General features: G+C 45.0%; 12 protein-coding genes and 7 pseudogenes. 6 read left to right on the top strand and 13 right to left on the bottom strand.

Annotated elements, in window-relative coordinates; genetic code table 11:
- The first annotated feature begins 137 nt into the window (after window positions 1-137).
- Window positions 138-1217, top strand: a complete 1080-nt coding sequence (locus N39L_RS11755; protein WP_035737521.1) for a site-specific integrase — start codon at window positions 138-140, stop codon at window positions 1215-1217.
- Window positions 1218-2265: 1048 nt separating this feature from the next.
- On the opposite strand, the gene N39L_RS11750 is transcribed toward N39L_RS11755, so the two are convergent.
- Both N39L_RS11750 and N39L_RS11745 read right to left on the bottom strand, forming a co-directional pair.
- Window positions 2266-2595, bottom strand: coding sequence for a hypothetical protein (locus tag N39L_RS11750; protein ID WP_035737519.1), 330 nt, complete (start codon window positions 2593-2595; stop codon window positions 2266-2268).
- Window positions 2588-2860: a hypothetical protein gene (locus tag N39L_RS11745; protein WP_006615768.1), complete on the bottom strand. Its 273-nt coding sequence runs from the start codon at window positions 2858-2860 to the stop codon at window positions 2588-2590. Before N39L_RS11745 ends, N39L_RS11750 begins: the two co-directional genes overlap by 8 nt.
- Window positions 2861-3199: 339 nt before the next feature.
- On the opposite strand from N39L_RS11745, the pseudogene N39L_RS11740 reads away from it, so the two are divergent.
- The 3 pseudogenes from N39L_RS11740 (at window position 3200) to ltrA (ending at window position 7583) form a co-directional block, all read left to right on the top strand.
- Window positions 3200-4142, top strand: a pseudogene (locus N39L_RS11740) (IS630 family transposase).
- A gap of 140 nt (window positions 4143-4282) precedes the next feature.
- Window positions 4283-4991: pseudogene (locus N39L_RS11735) on the top strand (ISKra4 family transposase); the annotation flags it as partial.
- Between the two features lie 815 nt (window positions 4992-5806).
- Window positions 5807-7583, top strand: a pseudogene (ltrA, locus tag N39L_RS11725) (group II intron reverse transcriptase/maturase).
- Here ltrA and N39L_RS11720 read toward each other — a convergent pair.
- The 3 genes from N39L_RS11720 to N39L_RS11710 are packed head-to-tail and all read right to left on the bottom strand — an operon-like array spanning window position 7546 to window position 9418.
- A complete protein-coding gene (locus N39L_RS11720) occupies window positions 7546-9042 on the bottom strand; it encodes a group II intron reverse transcriptase (protein WP_014275302.1) in 1497 nt (498 codons plus the stop codon). The pseudogene ltrA and the gene N39L_RS11720 overlap by 38 nt on opposite strands.
- Window positions 8981-9223, bottom strand: coding sequence for a hypothetical protein (locus N39L_RS11715; RefSeq protein WP_014275142.1), 243 nt, complete (start codon window positions 9221-9223; stop codon window positions 8981-8983). The genes N39L_RS11720 and N39L_RS11715 overlap by 62 nt, the downstream gene beginning before the upstream one ends.
- A 21-nt stretch (window positions 9224-9244) precedes the next feature.
- The gene (locus tag N39L_RS11710) at window positions 9245-9418 is read right to left on the bottom strand and encodes a reverse transcriptase N-terminal domain-containing protein (RefSeq protein WP_014275301.1); all 174 of its coding nucleotides are present in this window, start codon (window positions 9416-9418) and stop codon (window positions 9245-9247) included.
- 796 nt (window positions 9419-10214) lie between these two features.
- On the opposite strand from N39L_RS11710, the pseudogene N39L_RS11705 reads away from it, so the two are divergent.
- A pseudogene (locus N39L_RS11705) lies at window positions 10215-11483 on the top strand (ISNCY-like element ISAtsp9 family transposase).
- A gap of 319 nt (window positions 11484-11802) precedes the next feature.
- On the opposite strand, the pseudogene N39L_RS11700 reads toward N39L_RS11705, so the two are convergent.
- The 8 genes and pseudogenes from N39L_RS11700 to N39L_RS11665 all read right to left on the bottom strand — a co-directional run.
- A pseudogene (locus N39L_RS11700) lies at window positions 11803-12975 on the bottom strand (group II intron reverse transcriptase); the annotation flags it as partial.
- 473 nt (window positions 12976-13448) lie between these two features.
- Window positions 13449-14642 carry a group II intron reverse transcriptase gene (locus tag N39L_RS11695; protein ID WP_014275298.1) on the bottom strand — a complete coding sequence of 398 codons (1194 nt, stop codon included), beginning with the start codon at window positions 14640-14642 and terminating at the stop codon, window positions 13449-13451.
- Window positions 14632-14862: a reverse transcriptase domain-containing protein gene (locus N39L_RS11690; RefSeq protein WP_014275007.1), complete on the bottom strand. Its 231-nt coding sequence runs from the start codon at window positions 14860-14862 to the stop codon at window positions 14632-14634. The genes N39L_RS11695 and N39L_RS11690 overlap by 11 nt, the downstream gene beginning before the upstream one ends.
- Window positions 14822-15043, bottom strand: a complete 222-nt coding sequence (locus N39L_RS11685; RefSeq protein WP_014275008.1) for a hypothetical protein — start codon at window positions 15041-15043, stop codon at window positions 14822-14824. Before N39L_RS11685 ends, N39L_RS11690 begins: the two co-directional genes overlap by 41 nt.
- A gap of 21 nt (window positions 15044-15064) precedes the next feature.
- Window positions 15065-15289 carry a reverse transcriptase N-terminal domain-containing protein gene (locus N39L_RS11680; protein ID WP_014275009.1) on the bottom strand — a complete coding sequence of 75 codons (225 nt, stop codon included), beginning with the start codon at window positions 15287-15289 and terminating at the stop codon, window positions 15065-15067.
- Window positions 15290-16506: 1217 nt separating this feature from the next.
- Window positions 16507-17076: pseudogene (locus N39L_RS11675) on the bottom strand (reverse transcriptase N-terminal domain-containing protein); the annotation flags it as partial.
- A 426-nt stretch (window positions 17077-17502) separates the two neighbouring features.
- Window positions 17503-17631 carry a hypothetical protein gene (locus N39L_RS11670; RefSeq protein ID WP_286133288.1) on the bottom strand — a complete coding sequence of 43 codons (129 nt, stop codon included), beginning with the start codon at window positions 17629-17631 and terminating at the stop codon, window positions 17503-17505.
- Between the two features lie 62 nt (window positions 17632-17693).
- On the bottom strand, window positions 17694-17825 hold the full coding sequence (locus N39L_RS11665) for a hypothetical protein (RefSeq protein ID WP_286131387.1): 132 nt from the start codon (window positions 17823-17825) through the stop codon (window positions 17694-17696).
- 673 nt (window positions 17826-18498) lie between these two features.
- Between N39L_RS11665 and N39L_RS11660 the strand changes: the two are divergent.
- A pseudogene (locus N39L_RS11660) lies at window positions 18499-18852 on the top strand (ISKra4 family transposase); the annotation flags it as partial.
- Between the last annotated feature and the right edge of the window lie 96 nt (window positions 18853-18948).

Raw genomic sequence — 18948 nt, 5'->3', positions numbered from 1 at the left:
CAGTTCACTTCTGAGGGTATCCGCAAGGCTGTTGACAAGGCTTGGCTAGTCCATAAATCCCTTGTGGACAATTCCAGTCAGTATCTGAATGGTTGGACTGGTACAAGGCTACTATCCTTGATCAGTCCAAAGTTCCCATGGAAAACGACTTAATCACTTATCGTCAAGTATTCAAAGACATGGAGGATGATTACTTTAATGGGGTACATCGTAACACCAAGCGAAAACGTTCCCGCGATATGGCTAGTGACCGGAAATCTTTCCGACGTTGCTTCACCCAGGTATTCGATCAAGTCACAGATTGGGATACTTACGTTAGTTGGGAAGGTATCAAAGAAGCACTGTATAGTCCACTACCAGACGGTAACAACCCAGTAGGACATAAAGACTTTAAAGACAGATACTACCGGTTAAAACAGGTAGCAGAACGCGCTGGACGCAAGAAAGCACTGGAGAAATTAGAAAAGATTGACCCTACTCAAACAGTATTTGCTGAATCCCAAAGTATAGACTTGGATACCTTGTTAAGTTTGCTAGACAAGGAACGCAACACTGATTATGGGCGGTCAACAGAAAACCAGGCACGTGATGGTTGGTGCTGGGTGTCGGCAATAATGTGTGCTTTATACGGGTTGAGACCGTCAGAAGTTGCGGCAGGTCAAAACTTAACCAAAGCCATTACGGTTGACGGTATCACTTTCCCGGCTGTATCTGACCCTAACAACCTTGAGTTAGTGCTGGTTATTGGTGAGTTTACTTACTTTGGTGGTAGCACCAAGACAGGTTGGCGGTTAGCTATCCCAATGTCAAAAGACAAGACTCTGATTAACCGCCTAGGAATTCATAACGTCTGCTTACCTATCACAGAATCCAAAGACCCTAGCAAGTTTAACGATAATCACCGTAAATGGTTAGAACGTCACGATTGGGGATTCACTCAAACTTATGCTTTCCAACACCTTGGTAACCAACTAGGAGAAATGAACGGGATACCACAAGAAATCAGAGCGCGTTCATTTGGTCATAGTGTTGCAGTTAATGACAGCAAGTACAAAAAACGCCGCCACCTGGCTACAGAGTTAGGTATCCTGACACGACATCAAAGGCAACCATTGCCACTAGATATGGGGAAACAAGCCTTAATTAATATCGGTATCAATCCAGATTTACCAGAAGTTAAGGCAATTCTTAGGGCAATATATCAACTCGATGATTAATCCCCAATAAACCCACAACACAATACCCTCTAGGCTAAATACCTAGGGGTTTTTTTTGCACTAACTCCTAAATGTGCGATCGCCCTTGAGTGCACTAGAGTAACGGTAGAATAGGGGTTATAGCCTTTATGAAGGGTTCAAATCCCTCCAGGCTCGTTTTTTCTATGGCGTTACCCTGACTGCGATAGCGGGAATTCACTTAACCCGATAGTCGTACCGTCACACTCAAAATGCACTCCATTCAGTCTTAGCACACGGGACAATTAGTGCATATCCCTTAGCAACAAATCTTAATTATTGACGGGTTAATCAATAAGCACAACTTAATCAATCTGTCAAATACCCATATCACCCCCTAAACCCGACAAGTGATAGGGTAGTTCCCTTGTGATACCCGTCAATGGCAAGCCTATCGGTTCGTTCGTCACCATTGACTGCTATCACATCGGTCACTTCCCCAATAGTACTTGTTCCGGTTATGGGGGGAGGGTATGATTCAAAGTCAACACGATAGCCGTAGGTAGCCGTAGAGGGGAACCTTCTAAGTAATCAATGTACAAAGATATCAGACCGCCTTTCCGTGGACTATACCTATAGGTAAACCTATGAGCGATCGCCTATCCGGTTATCTATGGGTCTGATTCATAATCTCCGGTGAGGGGAAACTATGGGCTATCATCTACCGACTCTAACCCGATACCCCTAAACAACTTTTCAACTGGTGACAATTACCGAGATGGGAATCGATACCCACATAATCCTCAGCAAGTCTCCAATCTTTGATGGTAATCATCCCGTGCGGAAACCGATACCAACATAATCAGTTCACCCCCAAAATCTTAGTCGTAGGTTGTAGGTAAAGCTATCTGTTAGGGGTCAAGTAGTTATGGGTAATATCTGGACATGATAGGGTGAGCATTCGTATAAACCGTTCACACTACTGTGTCTCAGTAGTGTGTTGGGAAAATATGCAGACACCCCCTACAGTCAGAAACCATAGGGGGCCATTAAGTTATTGAGTTAGCTGTTAGCTGTTAGCTGTTAGGGTTTACGCTTGTTTAGGGTTACACCGATAAAACATAGCTATAGCAGCTTGTTGAATCTTTTCGTTGGTAGTCTGGTCAGATTTTCCGATATAGATGTGATGGTTGATTTTACCGTCCGAGCCCTTCAGGTTCCAGTACGCGAAACCGTTGATAGATGTTTTTTTGCAAGCCGTGAACCGTTTACCGTTTAACTCAACCGAAAATGATTTGTTTTTGATCAGGTAGTCAAACCATTCGGGTGTATCTAAGTCAATGCAAATTCCACCATGACCCAGTAGAAAGTTGCTAAACCTTCCAGACATTAAGTTGATTACTGGCAATAACTTAGGCATTGAAGTCACCCCCCATAAAAATGTCACTGCTGTCATCATTGCCATTCAAGTCGGGCATAAATGATGCTGGCTGAATAATCGCATCATGAGACGATACCCACTTTTCCTGTACCGCCATAAAATCTACAGCGGCGTTATGGGCGATTTCGGCTAATTTCACCCTGGTGTCTTGGTTAGCATAGGGGATATATCGTGACAGTAATTGAGTGTAAATATCACGTGCTAATTCCGCGATAACCATTAACCTTGCTTGTTTCTCGTTCATGGTTTTGTGTTTTCTGTTTTGAGGAAATCATTTAATTTTATTGAAAATTTATAGCATTATTAAAGCTCATTTTTATTGGCTTTTTATTATTGCTTGATTTTTTCTTACAACCATTTTTTAATTGCTGTAATCAAGGAATTGTGCATAGCCAGAAAAGTGCTTTCAAGCTCCAAGAATCGACGACATTCGTTAAATTGTGTAGGACAATCGGCAAGTTCTACAGCGTCCAGTAGCGCTACAATTTTGCTGTTTAACCTATCACTATGATACAGCCTTTACACAAAACACAAAGTACAGTATAATGTATGGCTATTGTATAAGTTATCACAACCAACTACCATGAGCCGTTACTCTTTAGATTTTCGGAAAAAGATAGTAGAAGCCTATGAAAAAGGAGACACTTCTATCCGAAAAGTAGCGAAACGCTTTTTGGTGAGTCCAGACACGGTAAGGCGACTGGTCAAACAGTATCGATTAACGGGAGACTTATCTCCTCGTAAGTGTGGCACTAAAAAGAAAAGCATTTGATCTCAGCATGAGGAAGCCGTGATAGATATTGTAGAAGCCCACCCCGACCTGACCTTATGGCAATATAGTGAGAAGCTCAGAGAAAAGCTGGGCATAAATGTCAGTACGACCATGATAGATAGATTTTTAAAGCAGCACGATATAAGTCTCAAAAAAAACATACAGGAGCGAAAAAGTAGTAACTGAAGAAGTACAGAAAGCGCGAGTAGATTATTGGGAAAGAATTAGAGATGTGGCTCCTGAAAAGCTTGTGTTTATTGATGAAAGTGGGTTATGGGTAGGGATGAGCAGACCGTTAGCCAGAGCTACGAAAGGGAAAAAAGTCTATGAACTGCGGAAATCCTCTCGAGGTAAAAAAATGACAATAATTGGTGCAATTAAGCTCTCCGGAGTGGTGGGGACTCAAACATTAGAAGGGTCAATGAAAAAAGAGGATTTTCTCCAATTCATCAAGTTAGATTTATTGCCAAAATTAAAAAAAGGAGATGTAGTGGTAATGGATAACTTAAATTCTCATCATCGAGAAGAAGTCCAAGAAATGATAGAGTCAGTAGGAGCCAGGGTAGAATATCTGCCGGTGTATTCCCCTGAGTTTAACCCTATAGAGATGATGTGGTCACAGCTCAAAAGTTTAGTGTGCAAGTTCAGGACGGAGACCATGTAATTATTAGTGAGATTGGTAGAAGTGGCGGTAAGCCTTGTGGATTTACAGTGTTTGAATAACTGGTTTACCAAGTGTTGTTACTGTGCTTAATGATTGAGATAAAGGCTGTATTCGGTTTATGTAGTATGTAGTGGGTGCATCTCAGTTAGGAAATGAATAATTGTACTTAGTGCAACCTTCACCCACAGCCCTACATAATGAGCGAAGCACCACTCACCCTCCCTCTACTCATGGATTCTCAGAAACCAGCTCAACTCCAGCAACACCTTGACGCGATTGCGGCCATTCTCTACAGCGAAGCTAACCCTGCTGAACTCACCGCCCTTGAAGCCATTGAGAAGAGTGTTCGTGCTCTTACTCAAGAGCACGTCTTGCCTCAACTAGGAGTTTTTTTATCGACCAGGCAACAGACCGCCACAGTGGAAAACAACTCACCCTGACCAGCATCCTCGGTAAACTCACCCTCACTACCGCTCAAGGTCAACAACTGCAAGTGAAGCCAGGGACTCGTTGGAGTCCATACTTTGAGAAGTGTTGCTTGCTCGTTAGTGCTAATAACGCTTACCAACGAGCCGAAGAGGATATCACGATACTGACCGGGATGAGCATCTCCCACAGTACGCTCCAACGCCTTGTACAGCGAGAGGACTGGTGTGAGGTGGAGATAACTGACCCCCCACACGGAACTGAGCCTAGATGGAGGAATGGTTCGCCCGCCCACTGAGGAGAGTCAACCCTGTGAGTGGAGAGAATACAAAGGGTTAAATGTTCATGAGCAAGGGGGTGTAGCGTTCTTTAAAGATAATCAAGGACTACTGGAGTGGGGTGAATGCCCAACCCCTAGGGGAGCAGTTTACCTGTCTTGGAGATGGTCATGAGGGGGTGTGGAACATTGTCAGTGAGATGGGGACATCGCAGCAACGGATGGAAGTGCTCGAAGTAGGGGTCGAGAGTGAAGTCGCCTTCACCCCCTCCCATACAAAACCGTGCGTGAGACTTTCACCTCACACGGCTCCTAATCTGATTGCTCCATTGTTAAGAATACAGTGCGAGGCGTTCAGGCATGAAATAGAGCTGCAATGCTCGAAATGACCGCCTGGCAAGGATTTCAGCCCCTCGATTGAATACAAGAGGCTCGCCTCTGACCATCCCTACAACTGTTTATATGTCCCAACGATTTGTATCAAAGTGATACTAAGTCAAGGCAGGGAACTCAAGGTCAAAACGCCAAAATGGAAATCTTAATGATTCCTTAACAATTGCGGAGAGAGTGACGGCGATAGCCATCCCCAGTTTGAGAAGTCATAACCCTAGGACTGAAGCGGGAAACGGAAGGCTCAGAGATACAACCTAGTATCGGAAATAACGAGACCACTCACTGCCAATCACCCATGATTAGGGAAACCGAATGTCCGGACTGAACCATCGTAATAACTCAAGTAGCGAAACAGGTTGACACGCTACGTCCAAAAGGGCAAGGGGAAAAGTAGGAGCCTTTTAACACTACCTACACAGACCTTTAAAAGTACCCCGGTGGACAGGACAAATATAAAGGTGAAAAGCCCATATAAACGGAACGTCATAATTCTTCCCAGGCTCTAACAATCTGGTCGAGAAAGTTAGTAGTGATAAATGTAAGCGGATGCCCGGGAAGAGGGGAGATGTGACCAGAAGCCAAAGCCCCACTGTAATGGTCGGGATATGCTAACAGGTCACGGTTTGACAGTAAGGAATAGAGATTAGTAGGTGTACAAATGACGATAGCGAGTTCAAAGAGAGGATTTGGGAAACCCAGTCCAATCAAGACTACGACCAACGTATGGAAGGCAATCCCATGGGCGAAAGTTCAACGGAAAGTCTTTAAGCTCCAAAAGTGTATATTCCAAGCAGCTAAATCGGGACAGAGCGCAAAGGTTAGAAGGTGGCAACGTCTGTTGGTGAAGTCATATTACGCTAGGCTCCTAGCAGTGAGGAAAGTAACCCAAGATAATCAAGGCAAGAAAACGGCGGGAATCGATGCTGTGAAAGTAATTTCACCAAAACAGAGACTCGAACTTGTTGAGAACATTAAGGAAAACTCCAAAGCTAAACCACTGCGACGGGTGTGGATTCCAAAACCAGGGAGGGATGAAAAACGCCCCCTAGGTATTCCCACAATCCAAGATAGAGCAAAGCAAGCGTTGGTTAAGTCGGCTCTCGAACCTGAATGGGAATCGAGATTTGAAGGCACAAGCTACGGGTTCCGTCCAGGACGGTCAGCCCACGACGCGATTAGCAGAATCTATACTGCTATAAATCAAGGACAATACTATGTTCTCGACGCTGATATATCAAAATGCTCTTACCGTGAACCATGATTACCTACTGTCCAAAATTCATTGTCCTAGTCGCCTGAAGCGAGATGTCAAACAATGGCTCAAAGCAGGTGTACTGGATAACGGCGTATTTGAGGATACAGAAAGGGGAACACCGCAAGGAGGGGTAATTAGTCCACTACTAGCAAACATCGCACTGGATGGCATGGCTAGATTAATAGAAAACTGTATCCAAAAGAAAAAGGGAAGGAAACAAGCAACCCTAATAAGATACGCCGATGATTTCGTGGTAATATCACCGTCAATAGAAATCATTGAACAGTGCAAAACTGCTATCTCAGAATGGCTAAGAAATGTAGGACTAGAAATCAAACCTGAAAAAACCAGAGTGTGTCATACACTAAACCCCTTACAACATGGGGAACAAACAGAAGAACCAGGATTCGACTTTCTAGGATTCAATATTAGGCAATACCCTGTAGGAAAGCTCAAGACTGGCAAAAACCCACAGGGAAAACCGCTAGGATTTAAAACGCTCATCAAACCTAGCAAGAAAGCAGTTAAAGCCCACACTGAGACGATACAAGGGATAATTGAGCAATATAAAACAAAACCCAAATCAGCCCTAATAAATAGACTAAATTCAATAATCCGAGGATGGTCTAATTACTATTCAGGCGTAGTCTCAGTTAAAACATTCGTCAAGCTGGATTATATAATCTGGCTAATGTTAAGGGCATGGACAGGCTCAAGATGCGGCACGATAAATCACGAAAAGTTGAGGAAATACTTTAGACCGGGAACGGTCAAACTCAGCAACGGGAAAGAAAGACATGAAACTTGGTTATTCAAAACCAAGGAGGGGTTCACACTATGGAAACATAATTGGACACCAATAGTCAGACATACCCTAGTGAGACCGGACGCAACACCATACGACGGAAACTGGACATACTGGGCAACCAGAAAAGGACAAGCAATTGGAACACCAACAAGGATAGCAAAACTACTCAAGAAACAGAAAGGTAAGTGTAAATGGTGTGGACAATACTTTACACCATCAGACGTAATTGAGGTTGACCATATTGTACCTCGATGCCTAGGCGGAAAGGATGTATACAATAATCTTCAATTACTACACCACCACACCCGCGATGACAAGACAGCCCTAGACAAGGCTAAAGCTGTATCCATAACAATGGAACAGTCAGACTAGGAGCCGTGTGAGGTGAAAGTCTCAAGCACGGTTTTGAATGGGAGGGAATGGAGGCGACTCCATTCTCGACCCCTAATGCGTTGGCGTTGTCTAGTGCCGTCTTATTATCGCGGGTGTGGCGATGTAATAGTTGAAGATTTTTGTATTCATCCTTTCTACCGAGGTTTCGAGGTACAATGTGGTCTACTTCAACTAAATCCGATGGCGCGAAATACTGTCCACACCAAGTACACCTACCTTTTTGCTTTTTGAGTAGTTTTGCTACCCTATTAGGCGTTTCAATTGCCTGTCCTCGTCTGGTTGCCCAGTAAGTCCAGTTTCCGTCGTATGGTGTTGCGTCAGGGCGCACTAGGGTATGTCTGACAATCGGAGTCCAATTATGTTGCCATAATGTGAGTCCATCCTTAGTCTGGAACAACCAAGATTCATGTCTTTCTTTCCCATTGCTAAGTTTAACCGTTCCATTTCTGAAATAGTTTCCTAGCTTATCGTGGCTTGCCTTTCCGCATCTTGATACTGTCCATGCCCGTAACATTAACCAAACTTTGTTGTCCAGTTTATTGAAGGTCTCTGTTGAGACTACCGCTGAATAATAGTTTGACCATCCTCGAATAATCGGGTTTAGTCTGCTAATCAGGGCTGACTGGGGTGCGGTTTTAAGTTGTTTTATTGCACCTTTAATCTCTTCTGTGTGGGCTTTAACTGCTTTATTGCTGGGTTTAATGCAGGTTTTGTGACCGATTAATCGGCTTGTCCTTCCCCCTATTTTCCCAGATTTATATTTCCCAACAGGATATTGCCTAATGTTGAATCCTAGAAAATCAAATCCTGGCTCCTCTGTTTTGCCATTGTACTCAATGGGTTTGAGCGTGTGACAGATTCGGGTCTTTTCAGGTTTTATTTCTAGTCCCACAGGTTTTAACCATTCGGAAATAGCAGTTTTGCACTGTTCAATGATTTCGAGTGATGGGGATATCACTACAAAATCATCGGCGTATCTTATAACAGTAGCCTGCGCTCTGTTTGCTTTCTTAGGATACATTGTCTCTATGAACCTAACCATTCCCAACAGTGCGATGTTGGCGAGTATTGGACTTATTACCCCTCCTTGGGGTGTCCCTGTTTCTGTATCATCGAAAACGCCGTTATCTAGCACGCCCGCTTTGAGCCATTGTTTTAGGTCTCTCTTTAGGCTGCTTGGACAATGAATTTTGGACAGTAGGTAATCATGGTTTATTCGGTCAAAGCATTTTGCTATATCAGCATCGAGAACATAGTATTGTCCTTGATTTATGGCACTGTAAATTATACCAATTGCATCTTGGGCTGACCGTCCGGGACGGAACCCATAGCTTGTGCCTTCAAATCTCGATTCCCATTCAGGTTCGAGAGCCGATTTAACCAAGGCTTGCCTTGCTCTGTCTTGGATTGTGGGTATTCCTATTCCAGCTTTTTTCATCCCTGCCGGGTTTTGGAATCCACACCCGTCGCAGTGGTTTTGCTTTGAGGTTTCCCTTAATGCTCTCCACAAGTTCAAACCTTTGTCTTGGAGAGATTGCTCTCATTCCATCAACTCCAGCCGTTTTCTTGCCTTGACCCGCTTGGGGGGCGGGTTTATTAAGCTGACTGTTGGGAAGCATGGCTGACCGTGGAACCCGCCCCTACAGCCGCACTGCTAAGAGTCGGGCATCATATGACTTTACCAATAGACGTTGCCACCTTCTTGCCTTCGCGTCCTGTCCCGATTTAGCTGCTTGGAATATCCTCTTTTGGAGCTTGAAAACTTTCCTCTGGACTTTCGCCCAAGGGATATTAGGGGTCGAGATAGACCTCACGGTCTATCCCTCCCATTCAGAACCGTACATGAGACTTTCACCTCATACGGATCCTAATTTGACTGGTTATGGTCGAAAGAGAAGTCACCTTCCCCAACTCCAATTCCAAACCGTGCTTGCGAGTTTCCCAGCACACGGCTCCTGATGTAGATACCCTATTTGTCAGTAGGAACAGGGCTACGACCCCCCGCTTTGTAACCTCAACTTTAGGAGCTATATACAACCTCGTAGTCTTTAAGCTCGCACTCGTCATAAAACTCTTAATTGTCGCGGTCTCTATATCCACACCGTGGCTAGTGGGCATATCCTAACCATTACAGTTAGGCATTAGCTTTCAGCCACATCCTTTCCCCTTAAAGGTATACGCTTACACTTTTCACTACTGTGCAGGTACATCCTGCCGAGAGCCTAAAAGGGGTTTAAACGTTCCGTTTATACGGGCATTCCATCTTTAGACTTGTCCTGTCCACCGGGGTAATTTTAAAGGTCTGTGTAGGTAGTAAAGAGAAACCCCTACTTTTCCCCTTGCTCTTTTGAGCGCAGCGTGTCAACCTGTTTCGCTACCTTCTTATGACGGTGGTTCAAGTCGGAACATTCAGATTTCCTTAGTCATGGATGGTTGGCAGTGGTCGCATATGGTAGTAGGTTCTACTTCACGCCTTCCGTTCCCCGCTTCAATCCTGGGGTTATGATTCCCAAAATTGGGCAGCAATTCTCATTTTGGCGAAAACCTGTTCAAGTCCCCAGCATCCCTGTATCGTAATGACATCCAAGAAACCCAGGAGCGCCAGAGCCGTTGAAAAAGCCAGGTGGCTTTGAGACTCTAGTCGGTTCTTTCCGCCAGTGCTTGTCATCGCTACCGGACAAGCGCCGGGGTAAAAATCGCCGCTATGGAATGGAGGATGCCGCTTTAAGTGCGTTTAGTGTGTTTTTTACTCAAACTCCGTCGTTTCTGGCTTATCAACGTCTGATGGAGGGGAGTAAAGGCAAGAGCAATGCCCAAAGTCTGTTTGGAGTTCATCGAATTCCCTGTGATAACCAGATTCGGGACTTATTAGATGCCGTGTCCCCAGAGCACCTGTTTCCAGTGTTTGAGGATATCCTACAAGTCTTGGAAGCCCAGGGGCAGTTAGAAGACTTCCGTTGCCTAGGGGACAGTCTATTAGTCGCGTTGGATGGCACCGAATACTTCAGTTCCGACCAAATTCACTGTCCCCACTGTTCAACGCGCACCCAGAAGTCAGGAAAAACCCATTACTTCCATAGTGTTGTCACTCCAGTCATCGTCTGTCCGGGACAGAATCATGTGATTCCCTTAGTCCCCGAATTTATCGTGCCCCAAGATGGTCATGATAAGCAAGACTGTGAGAATGCCGCCGCCAAACGCTGGCTATCGAGGCAAGAACAATGCTTGAGGGCTTTGAATGTCACGGTTTGAGGGGATGACCTCTATTGCCACCAACCGTTGTGTCAGCAGTTTTTAGAGCAGCAACTTAACTTCATCGTCGTCTGTCGCCCCGAGTCTCATACTACCCTCTATGAACACCTAGAGGGCATCGAACTCCCGACCCTCACGACCAAGAAGTGGACTGGTAAAGTCGAGAAAACCTATACCTACCGCTATCTCAACGGAGTCCCCCTCAAAGATAGCGATGAGGCGCTGTTGGTTAACTGGTGCGAACTTACTGTCACCACCGCTGATGGCCAGGTAACCTATCACAACTCCTTAGCCACGAATTATCCTCTCAGCGATGAGAATGTAGCCGAGGTGGTTCGGGCCGGGCTGACTCGTTGGAAAGTTGAGAATGAGAACAACAACACTCTCAAGACCAAGGGCTACCATCTCGAACACAATTTTGGCCATGACAAGCAGCATCTTTCTTCCTTGCTCCGGACCATCAACATCCTCTCGCTGCTCTTCCACACCCTGCAGGAGTTGCTCGATAACAAGTACCAGTTGCTACGAGCGCACTTACCGAAGCGCCAAACCTTCTTTAATGATTTGCGCGCGCTTACCCAGACTGTACTTCGACAGTTGGGACCACCTTCTGACCTTTATGCTTGAGGGTCTCGAGTTAGACATCCCACCCGATAGCAGTTGAATTTCCAAAATGAGAATTGCTGAAAATTGGGGGTGGCTATTGCCGTTACTCTCAACTTCATGCTATACTAGGTGGGTCACAACTCCCACCGTTCAAGCGTTCTGTCTTGACCTTGAGTCCCCTGCCTTGCTTAGATTTCTCTAAGCGTCGGGACATATAAACAGTTATGGGATGGTCAGGGAAGCGACTCCCTATATTCCACCAAGGGGTGGAAGTCCCACCGAGCAGTTATTTCGGGTATTGCAACCCTATGCGCGTGCCTGAACGTTTTGCACCTCCTTGTTAAGAGTACAGCAACCTCTCTTCATCAAGAGCTGTTTTATCATCGCGGGTGTGGCGATGTAATAGCTGAAGGTTTTTGTATTCATCCTTTCCGCCTAGGCTTTGAGGTACAATGTGGTCTACTTCAACTAAATCCGATGGTGCGAAATACTGTCCACACCAGGTACATCTACCTTTTTGCTTTTTGAGTAGTTTTGCTACCCTAATTGGCGTGTCGATTGCTTGTCCTTTTCTGGTTGCCCAGTAAGTCCAGTTTCCGTCGTATGGTGTTGCATCAGGGCGTATTAGGGTGTGTCTGACAATCGGAGTCCAATTATGTTTCCATAGTTGAAGTCCATCTTTAGTCTTGAACAACCAAGATTCATGTCTTTCTTTCCCATTGCTAAGTTTAACCGTTTCATGTCTGAAATAGTTTCTTAGCTTTTCGTGATTTGCCTTTCCGCATCTTGATTTTGTCCATGCCCTTAACATTAGCCATATTATATTGTCTAGCTTAACGAAGGTCTCTGTTGAGACTACCGCTGAATAATAGTTTGACCATCCTCGAATAATCGGGTTTATTTTGCTTATCAGGGCTGACTGAGGTGCTGTTTTAAGTTGTTTAATTGCACCTTTAATCACTTCTATGTGGGCTTTAAATGCTTTATTGCTGGGTTTTATGCAGGTTTTGTGACCGATTAATCGTCTTGCCATTCCCCCGGTTTTCCCAGACTTATATTTTCCTACCGGATATTGCCTGATATTGAATCCTAGAAAATCAAACCCTGGTTCTTCAGTTTTACCGTTATACTCAATAGGATTGAGCGTATGGCAGATTCGAGTTTTTTCAGGTTTAATCTCTAGTCCTACAGGTTTTAACCATTCAGAAATTGCAGTTTTGCACTGTTCAATGATTTTAAGGTCTTTTGATATAACCACAAAATCATCGGCGTATCTTATAAGGTTTCCCTGTGTGGTTGTTCCTTTATTTGGATACATTCCTTTTACTAGCCTCTCCATACCATCCAGTGCGATGTTAGCTAGGAGTGGACTTATTACCCCTCCTTGGGGTGTCCCTGTTTCTGTATCCTCGAATACGCCGTTATCTAGCACACCCGCTTTGAGCCATTGTTTCAGGTCTCTCTTCAGGCTGCTTGGACAATGAATTTTGGACAGTAGGTATTCATGGTTCACGGTAAGAGCATTTGGCTATATGTTAGGGGTCGAGAATGGAGTCACCACCATCCCCTCCCATTCAGAACCATACGTGAAAGTTTCCCTTCATACGGCTCCTGGTGTGGATACCCTGTTTTGTCAAAGGAGCAGAATCAACAGACCTGCTTTTTACTTCGATGTTCAGAGCTATATGCAGCACGTAGTCTTTCAACTCGTCCTCGCCATTATACTCTTACTGACCGCAGTATCTATATCCACACCGTGACAATTGGGCATATCCCCACCATGACAATTGGGCTTTAGCTTCTGGTCACATCCTTAGCCCTCTAAGCATGCGCTTACATTTTTCACTAGTGCCTTGTGAATTGCATTACTCACTTGTTTATGGGCAGAGCATTAGAGGGGTTAATTAGGGGTCGAGATAAACCTCACGGTCTACCCCTCCCATTCAGCAGCAGAACCGTACATGAGACTTTCACCTCATACGGCTCCTAGTTTGACCGTCTCTTTGTTAAGAGTACAGCAACATCTCTTTCATCAAGAGCTGTTTTATCATCGTGACAATGGCGATGTAATAATTGAAGATTCTTGTATTCATCCTTTCCGCCTTGGCTTCTAGGTACAATGTGGTCTACTTCAATTAAATCTGATGGGGTAAAGAATTGCCCGCACCAGGTACATCTACCTTTTGGTTTTTTGAGTAGTTTTGCTACCCTAATTGGCGTGTCGATTGCTTGTCCTTTCCTGGTGGCCCAGTAAGTCCAATTTCCGTCATAAAGTGTTGCGTCGGGGCGTATTAGGGTGTGTCTGACAATTGGGGTCCAGATGTGTTTGAATAGATGTATCCCATCTTTGGTTTGGAATAGCCAATTTTCGTGTCTTTCTTTCCCATTGCTAAGTTTAATTGTTCCATGTCTGAAATAATTACTTAGCTTTTTGTAACTTGCCTTTCCGCATCTTGATACTGTCCATGCCCTTAACATTTGCCAGATTGTATTATCTAGCTTATTGAAGGTCTCTGTTGAGACTACTGCTGAGTAATAGTTTGCCCATCCTCTTATAATTGGGTTTAGTCTACTTATCAGGGCTGATTGAGGTGCTGTCTTATGTCGTTTAATTACACCTTTTATCACTTCTGTGTGGGCAACAACTGCTTTTTGGCTGGGTTTTATGTGGGTTTTATGTCCGATTAATCGACTCTTATATCCCCCTGTTTTTCCAGACTTGTATTTTCCTACTGGGTATTGCCTGATATTGAATCCGAGAAAATCAAACCCAGGTTCTTCTGTTTTGCCATTATACTCAATAGGTTTGAGTGTGTGACCAATTCGAGTCTTTTCGGGTTTAATCTCTAATCCTACCGGTTTTAACCATTTGGTGATAGCAGTTTGGCACTGTTCAATGATTCCTAGGTCTTTGGAGATGACCACAAAATCATCGGCATATCTTATAAGGTTCACCTGAGTGGCTGTGCCTTTATTTGGATACATTCCTTTAACTAGCCTTTCTACTCCCAGCAGTGCGATGTTGGCGAGTATTGGACTTATTACCCCTCCCTGGGGTGTCCCTGCTTCTGTATCCTCAAATACACCGTTATCTAGCACGCCTGCTTTGAGCCATTGTTTCAGGTCTCTTTTTAGGCAGCTTGGACAATGAATTTTGGACAGTAGATAATCATGGTTCACGGTAAGAGCATTTCGCTATATCTGCATCAAGTACATAGTATTGTCCTTGATTTATGGCAGTGTAAATTCTACCAATTGCGTCCTGGGCTGACCGTCCGGGACGGAACCCATAGCTAGTGCCCTCAAATCTTGACTCCCATTCGGGCTCAAGTGCCGACTTAACCAAGGCTTGCCTGGCTCTATCTTGGATTGTGGGAATTCCTATTCCAGCTTTTTTCATCCCTACCAGGTTTTGGAATCCACACCCTTCGCAGTGGTTTTGCTTTGAGGTTTCCTTTGATTTTCTCGGTCATTTCTAGCCTTTGTTTAGGGGATATTGCTATCACACCATCTACTCCAACCGTCTTTTTGCCTTGACCCGCTTGGGGGGCGGGTTTATTAAGCTGACTGTTGGGAAGCATGGCTGACCGTGGAACCCGCCCCTACAGTCGCACTGCTAAGAGTCGGGCATAATATGATTTCACCAATAGACGTTGCAGCCTTCTTACCTTTGCGTCCTGTCCCGATTTAGCTGCTTGAAATATACTCTTTTGGAGCTTGAAAACTTTCCGTTGAACCTTAGTCCATGGGATGGCCTTCCATGCGTTGTTCGTAGTCTTGATTGGTTTGGGCTTGCCAAATCCTTTCTTTAAACTCGCTATCGCCATTTGTACACCTACTAGACTCTATTCTTACAATCAAACCGTGACCTGTTAGCATATCCCTACCATTACAGTCGGGCATTGGCTTCTGGTCACATCTCACCCCCTAATGGGCTTGCGCTTACACTTTCACTACTGACTCTCTCGACCAGATTGTCAGAGCCCAAGAGGGGTTAAAACGTTCCGTTTATATGGGCATTCCATCTTTAGATTTGTCCTTTCCACCGGGGTACTTTTAAAGGTCTGTGTAGTTATGACATTGAAGTTCCTACTTTTCCCTTTGCTCTTTTGAGCGCAGCGTATCAACCTGTTTCGCTGCCCAATCATTACGATGGTTCAAGCCGGACATTCGGTTTCCCTAATCATGGATGGTTGGCAGTGGTCTCGATTCTGGTGTTGGGTTACACCTTGGAGCCTTCCGTTCCCCGCTTCAATCCTGGGGTTGTGATTCCCAAAACTGGGGGTGGCTATCGCCGTTACCCTGACTCTCTAACTTCTACTTATCTATTTGTAGAATTTGTATAAGTAATTTGTATGAGTTAGTTGGTTTTGACCTTGGGTTCCCTGCCTTGATTTGTATCGTGGGATACTAATCGTTGGGACATATAAACAGTTATGAGGATGGTCAGGAGAGATCTCCTTATATTCAGCCAAGGGGTTTAAGTCCCCACCAGGCGGTTATTTCAGGTATTTCAACCTTATTTTATGCCTGAACGTCTCGCACCAACGTTCCGATTATATGGGCATTCCATCGTTAGATTTGTCCTATCGACCGGGGTACTTCTAAAGGTCTGTGTGGGTAGAATGCAGAATCCCCCACTTTTCCCCTTGCCCTTTTGGCCGCAGCGTGTCAACCTATTTCGCTGCTCGTGCTTTACGATGGTTCAAGTCGGACATTCGGTCTTCCTAATCATAGATGGTTGGCAGTGGTCGCGTCTTGGTGGTAGGTTCTACCTCACGCCTTCCGTTCCCCGCTTCTATCCTGGAGTTATGATTTCCAAAACTGGGGGTGGCTATCGCCGTTACTCTCTACTCCCTGATTTCTCAGTTCGTTTATGACCTTGAGTTCCCTGCCTTGCTTAGTTACCTAAGCGTCGGGACATATAATCAGTTATGAGGATGGTCAGGAGAGGTCTCCTTATATCCAGATTCGGAGCTGGAATCCTCACCGGGTAGTTATTTCGGGCATTTAAGCCCTATTTCATACCCGAACGTCTCGCACCCGCATCAAGTACATAGTAGTTTCCTTTATTTATGGCAGTATAGATTCTACCAATTGCATCTTGGGCAGACCGACCAGGTCGAAACCCATAGCTAGTGCCTTCAAATCTTGATTCCCATTCGGGTTCGAGAGCCGACTTAACCAAGGCTTGCCTTGCTCTGTCTTGGATTGTGGGTATTCCCAAAGGGCGTTTTTCATCCCTGCCAGGTTTTGGTATCCACACCCGTCGCAGCGGTTTTGCTTTGAGGTTTCCCTTAATGTTCTCAACAAGTTCAAACCTTTGCCTTGGAGAGATTGCTCTCATTCCATCAACTCCGGCAGTTTTCTTGCCTTGATTATCTTGAGTCACTCGCCGTACTGCTAAGAGTCGGGCATAATATGATTTCACCAATAGACGTTGCCACCTTCTAGCCTTTGCATCCTGTCCCGATTTAGCTGCTTGAAATATACTCTTTTGGAGCTTGAAAACTTTCCGCTGAACTTTCGCCCATGGGATTGTCTTCCATGTGTTGGTCGTAGTCTTGATTGGTTTTGATTTCTCAAATCCTTTCTTTAAACTCGCTATCGCCATCTATACACCTACTAGACTCTACTTCTTACATTCAAAGCGTGACCCGTTAGCATATCCCTATCATTACAATAGGGCGTTGGCTTCTGGTCACATCTCACATCCTCTAAGACTTGCGGTTACACTTATTCCTACTGATATCTCGACCAGATAATCAGAGTCTAGGAGGACTTAAAACGTTCCGTTTATATGGGCATTCCATCTGTAGACTTGTCCTTTCCACCGGGGTACTTTTTAAAGGTCTGTGAATATGGTAAACAAAAACCTCTTCTTTTCCCCTTGCTCTTTTGAACGCAGCGTGTCAACCTATTTCGCTGCTTCGTATTAACGATGGTTCAAGTTGGAACATTCAGATTTCCTTAGTCATGGATGGTTGGCAGTGGTCGCGTCTGGTAGTAGGTTCTACTTCACGCCTTCCGTTCCCCGCTTCTATCTGACGGGTTGTGATTCCTGAAACTGGGGGTGGCTATCGCCGTTACTCTCTACTCCCTGATTTCTCAGTTTGTTTATGACCTTGAGTTCCCTGCCTTGTTTGAATTTTTCCAAACGTCGGGACATATAAACAGTTATGAGGATGGTCAGGAGTGCGTTCCTTATATTAAACCAAAGGGTTGAAATCCTCACCAGGCAGTTATTTCGGGCATTGCAGCCCTATTTGATGCCTGAACGTCTCGCACTTGTTTCCATACATTCTTCGTAGTCTTGATTGGTTTTGATTTCTCAAATCCTTTCTTTAAACTCGCTTTCGTCATAGTACTCCTACTAGACTCTATTCTTTACAATCAAACCGTGACCCGTTAGCATATCCCTACCATTACAGTTGGGCATTGGCTTCTGGTCACATCTCACATCCTCTAAGACTTGCGGTTACACTTATCCCTACTGATATCTCGACCAGATAATCAGAGTCTAGGAGGATTTAAAACGTTCCGTTTATATGGGCATTCCATCTTTAGATTTATCCTTTCCACCGGGGTACTTTTAAAGGTCTGTATAGGTAGTAACCAAAGCCCCCTACTTTTCCCCTTGCTCTTTTGAGCGCAGCGCATCAACCTATTTCGCTACTTTATAATTACGGTGGTTCAAGCCGGACATTCGGTCTCCCTAATCATGGATGGTTGGCAGTGGTCGCATTTAGTAGTAGGTTCTACATCACGCCTTCCGTTCCCCGCTTCAATCTGACGGGTTGTGAATCCTGAAACTGGGGGTGGCTATCGCCGTCACTCTCTACTCCCTAATTTCTTAGTTTGTTTTTGACCTTGAGTTCCCTCCCTGCCTTGCTCAGTTTCCTAAGCGTCGGGACATATAAACAGTTATGGAGATGGTCAGAGGCGAGCCTCTTATATTCAACCAAGGGGTTTAAGTCCCCACTAGGCAGTTATTTCAAGCATTGCAGCTCTATTTCATGCCTAAACGTCTCGCACTTGGTATCTAATAATGGAAAATGCTAACAAGGTGCAAGGAACACCGGCTCAACAGTCGCAGATGCGAGCACTGCTATGGCGAGGGGAGACCCAGAAGGCAATTGAGTATCTACGCCCAGAGCCATGTCGGGGAGCGACGGGGTTTATCAATTACTTAAAGCATCACCAGACTAGGATTATAGACTACCAGGCTGGGCAGGAAGCGGGGCAATCGATTGGTTGGGGTCGGGTGGAGTCGTTGGTGAAACAAATTGGGATGAGGGTGAAGTTGCCGGGGGCACAATGGCGAAGGGAGAATGTGCCGAAGGTGTTGAGGCATCGCTGTGCCTACCTAAATGGCGCGTTAGCTGCTTAATCAGGGTAAGAGTAGATTTTTTCTCTGAGTAATTATACTCATATCCTAATTGAGATGCACCCAACCAATACCGTCTGCGCCATTCAGCCATAAGGG

The organism is Limnospira platensis NIES-39 (assembly GCF_026000695.1).
Taxonomy (GTDB): domain Bacteria; phylum Cyanobacteriota; class Cyanobacteriia; order Cyanobacteriales; family Microcoleaceae; genus Limnospira; species Limnospira platensis.
The sequence above is the reverse complement of the archived record's forward strand: the minus strand, read 5'-3'. Positions and strand labels throughout refer to the sequence as shown.

Excerpts from the sequence above, each read along its gene's own strand:
- N39L_RS11755 (WP_035737521.1), top strand. The coding sequence starts at position 138 with ATGGAAAACGACTTAATCACTTATCGTCAAGTATTCAAAGACATGGAG.
- N39L_RS11750 (WP_035737519.1), bottom strand. The coding sequence starts at position 2,595 with ATGCCTAAGTTATTGCCAGTAATCAACTTAATGTCTGGAAGGTTTAGC.
- N39L_RS11745 (WP_006615768.1), bottom strand. The coding sequence starts at position 2,860 with ATGAACGAGAAACAAGCAAGGTTAATGGTTATCGCGGAATTAGCACGT.
- N39L_RS11720 (WP_014275302.1), bottom strand. The coding sequence starts at position 9,042 with ATGAAAAAAGCTGGAATAGGAATACCCACAATCCAAGACAGAGCAAGG.
- N39L_RS11715 (WP_014275142.1), bottom strand. The coding sequence starts at position 9,223 with ATGCTTCCCAACAGTCAGCTTAATAAACCCGCCCCCCAAGCGGGTCAA.
- N39L_RS11690 (WP_014275007.1), bottom strand. The coding sequence starts at position 14,862 with ATGAAAAAAGCTGGAATAGGAATTCCCACAATCCAAGATAGAGCCAGG.
- N39L_RS11685 (WP_014275008.1), bottom strand. The coding sequence starts at position 15,043 with ATGCTTCCCAACAGTCAGCTTAATAAACCCGCCCCCCAAGCGGGTCAA.
- N39L_RS11680 (WP_014275009.1), bottom strand. The coding sequence starts at position 15,289 with ATGGCGATAGCGAGTTTAAAGAAAGGATTTGGCAAGCCCAAACCAATC.
- N39L_RS11670 (WP_286133288.1), bottom strand. The coding sequence starts at position 17,631 with ATGTCCCGACGTTTGGAAAAATTCAAACAAGGCAGGGAACTCAAGGTC.
- N39L_RS11665 (WP_286131387.1), bottom strand. The coding sequence starts at position 17,825 with ATGACGAAAGCGAGTTTAAAGAAAGGATTTGAGAAATCAAAACCAATC.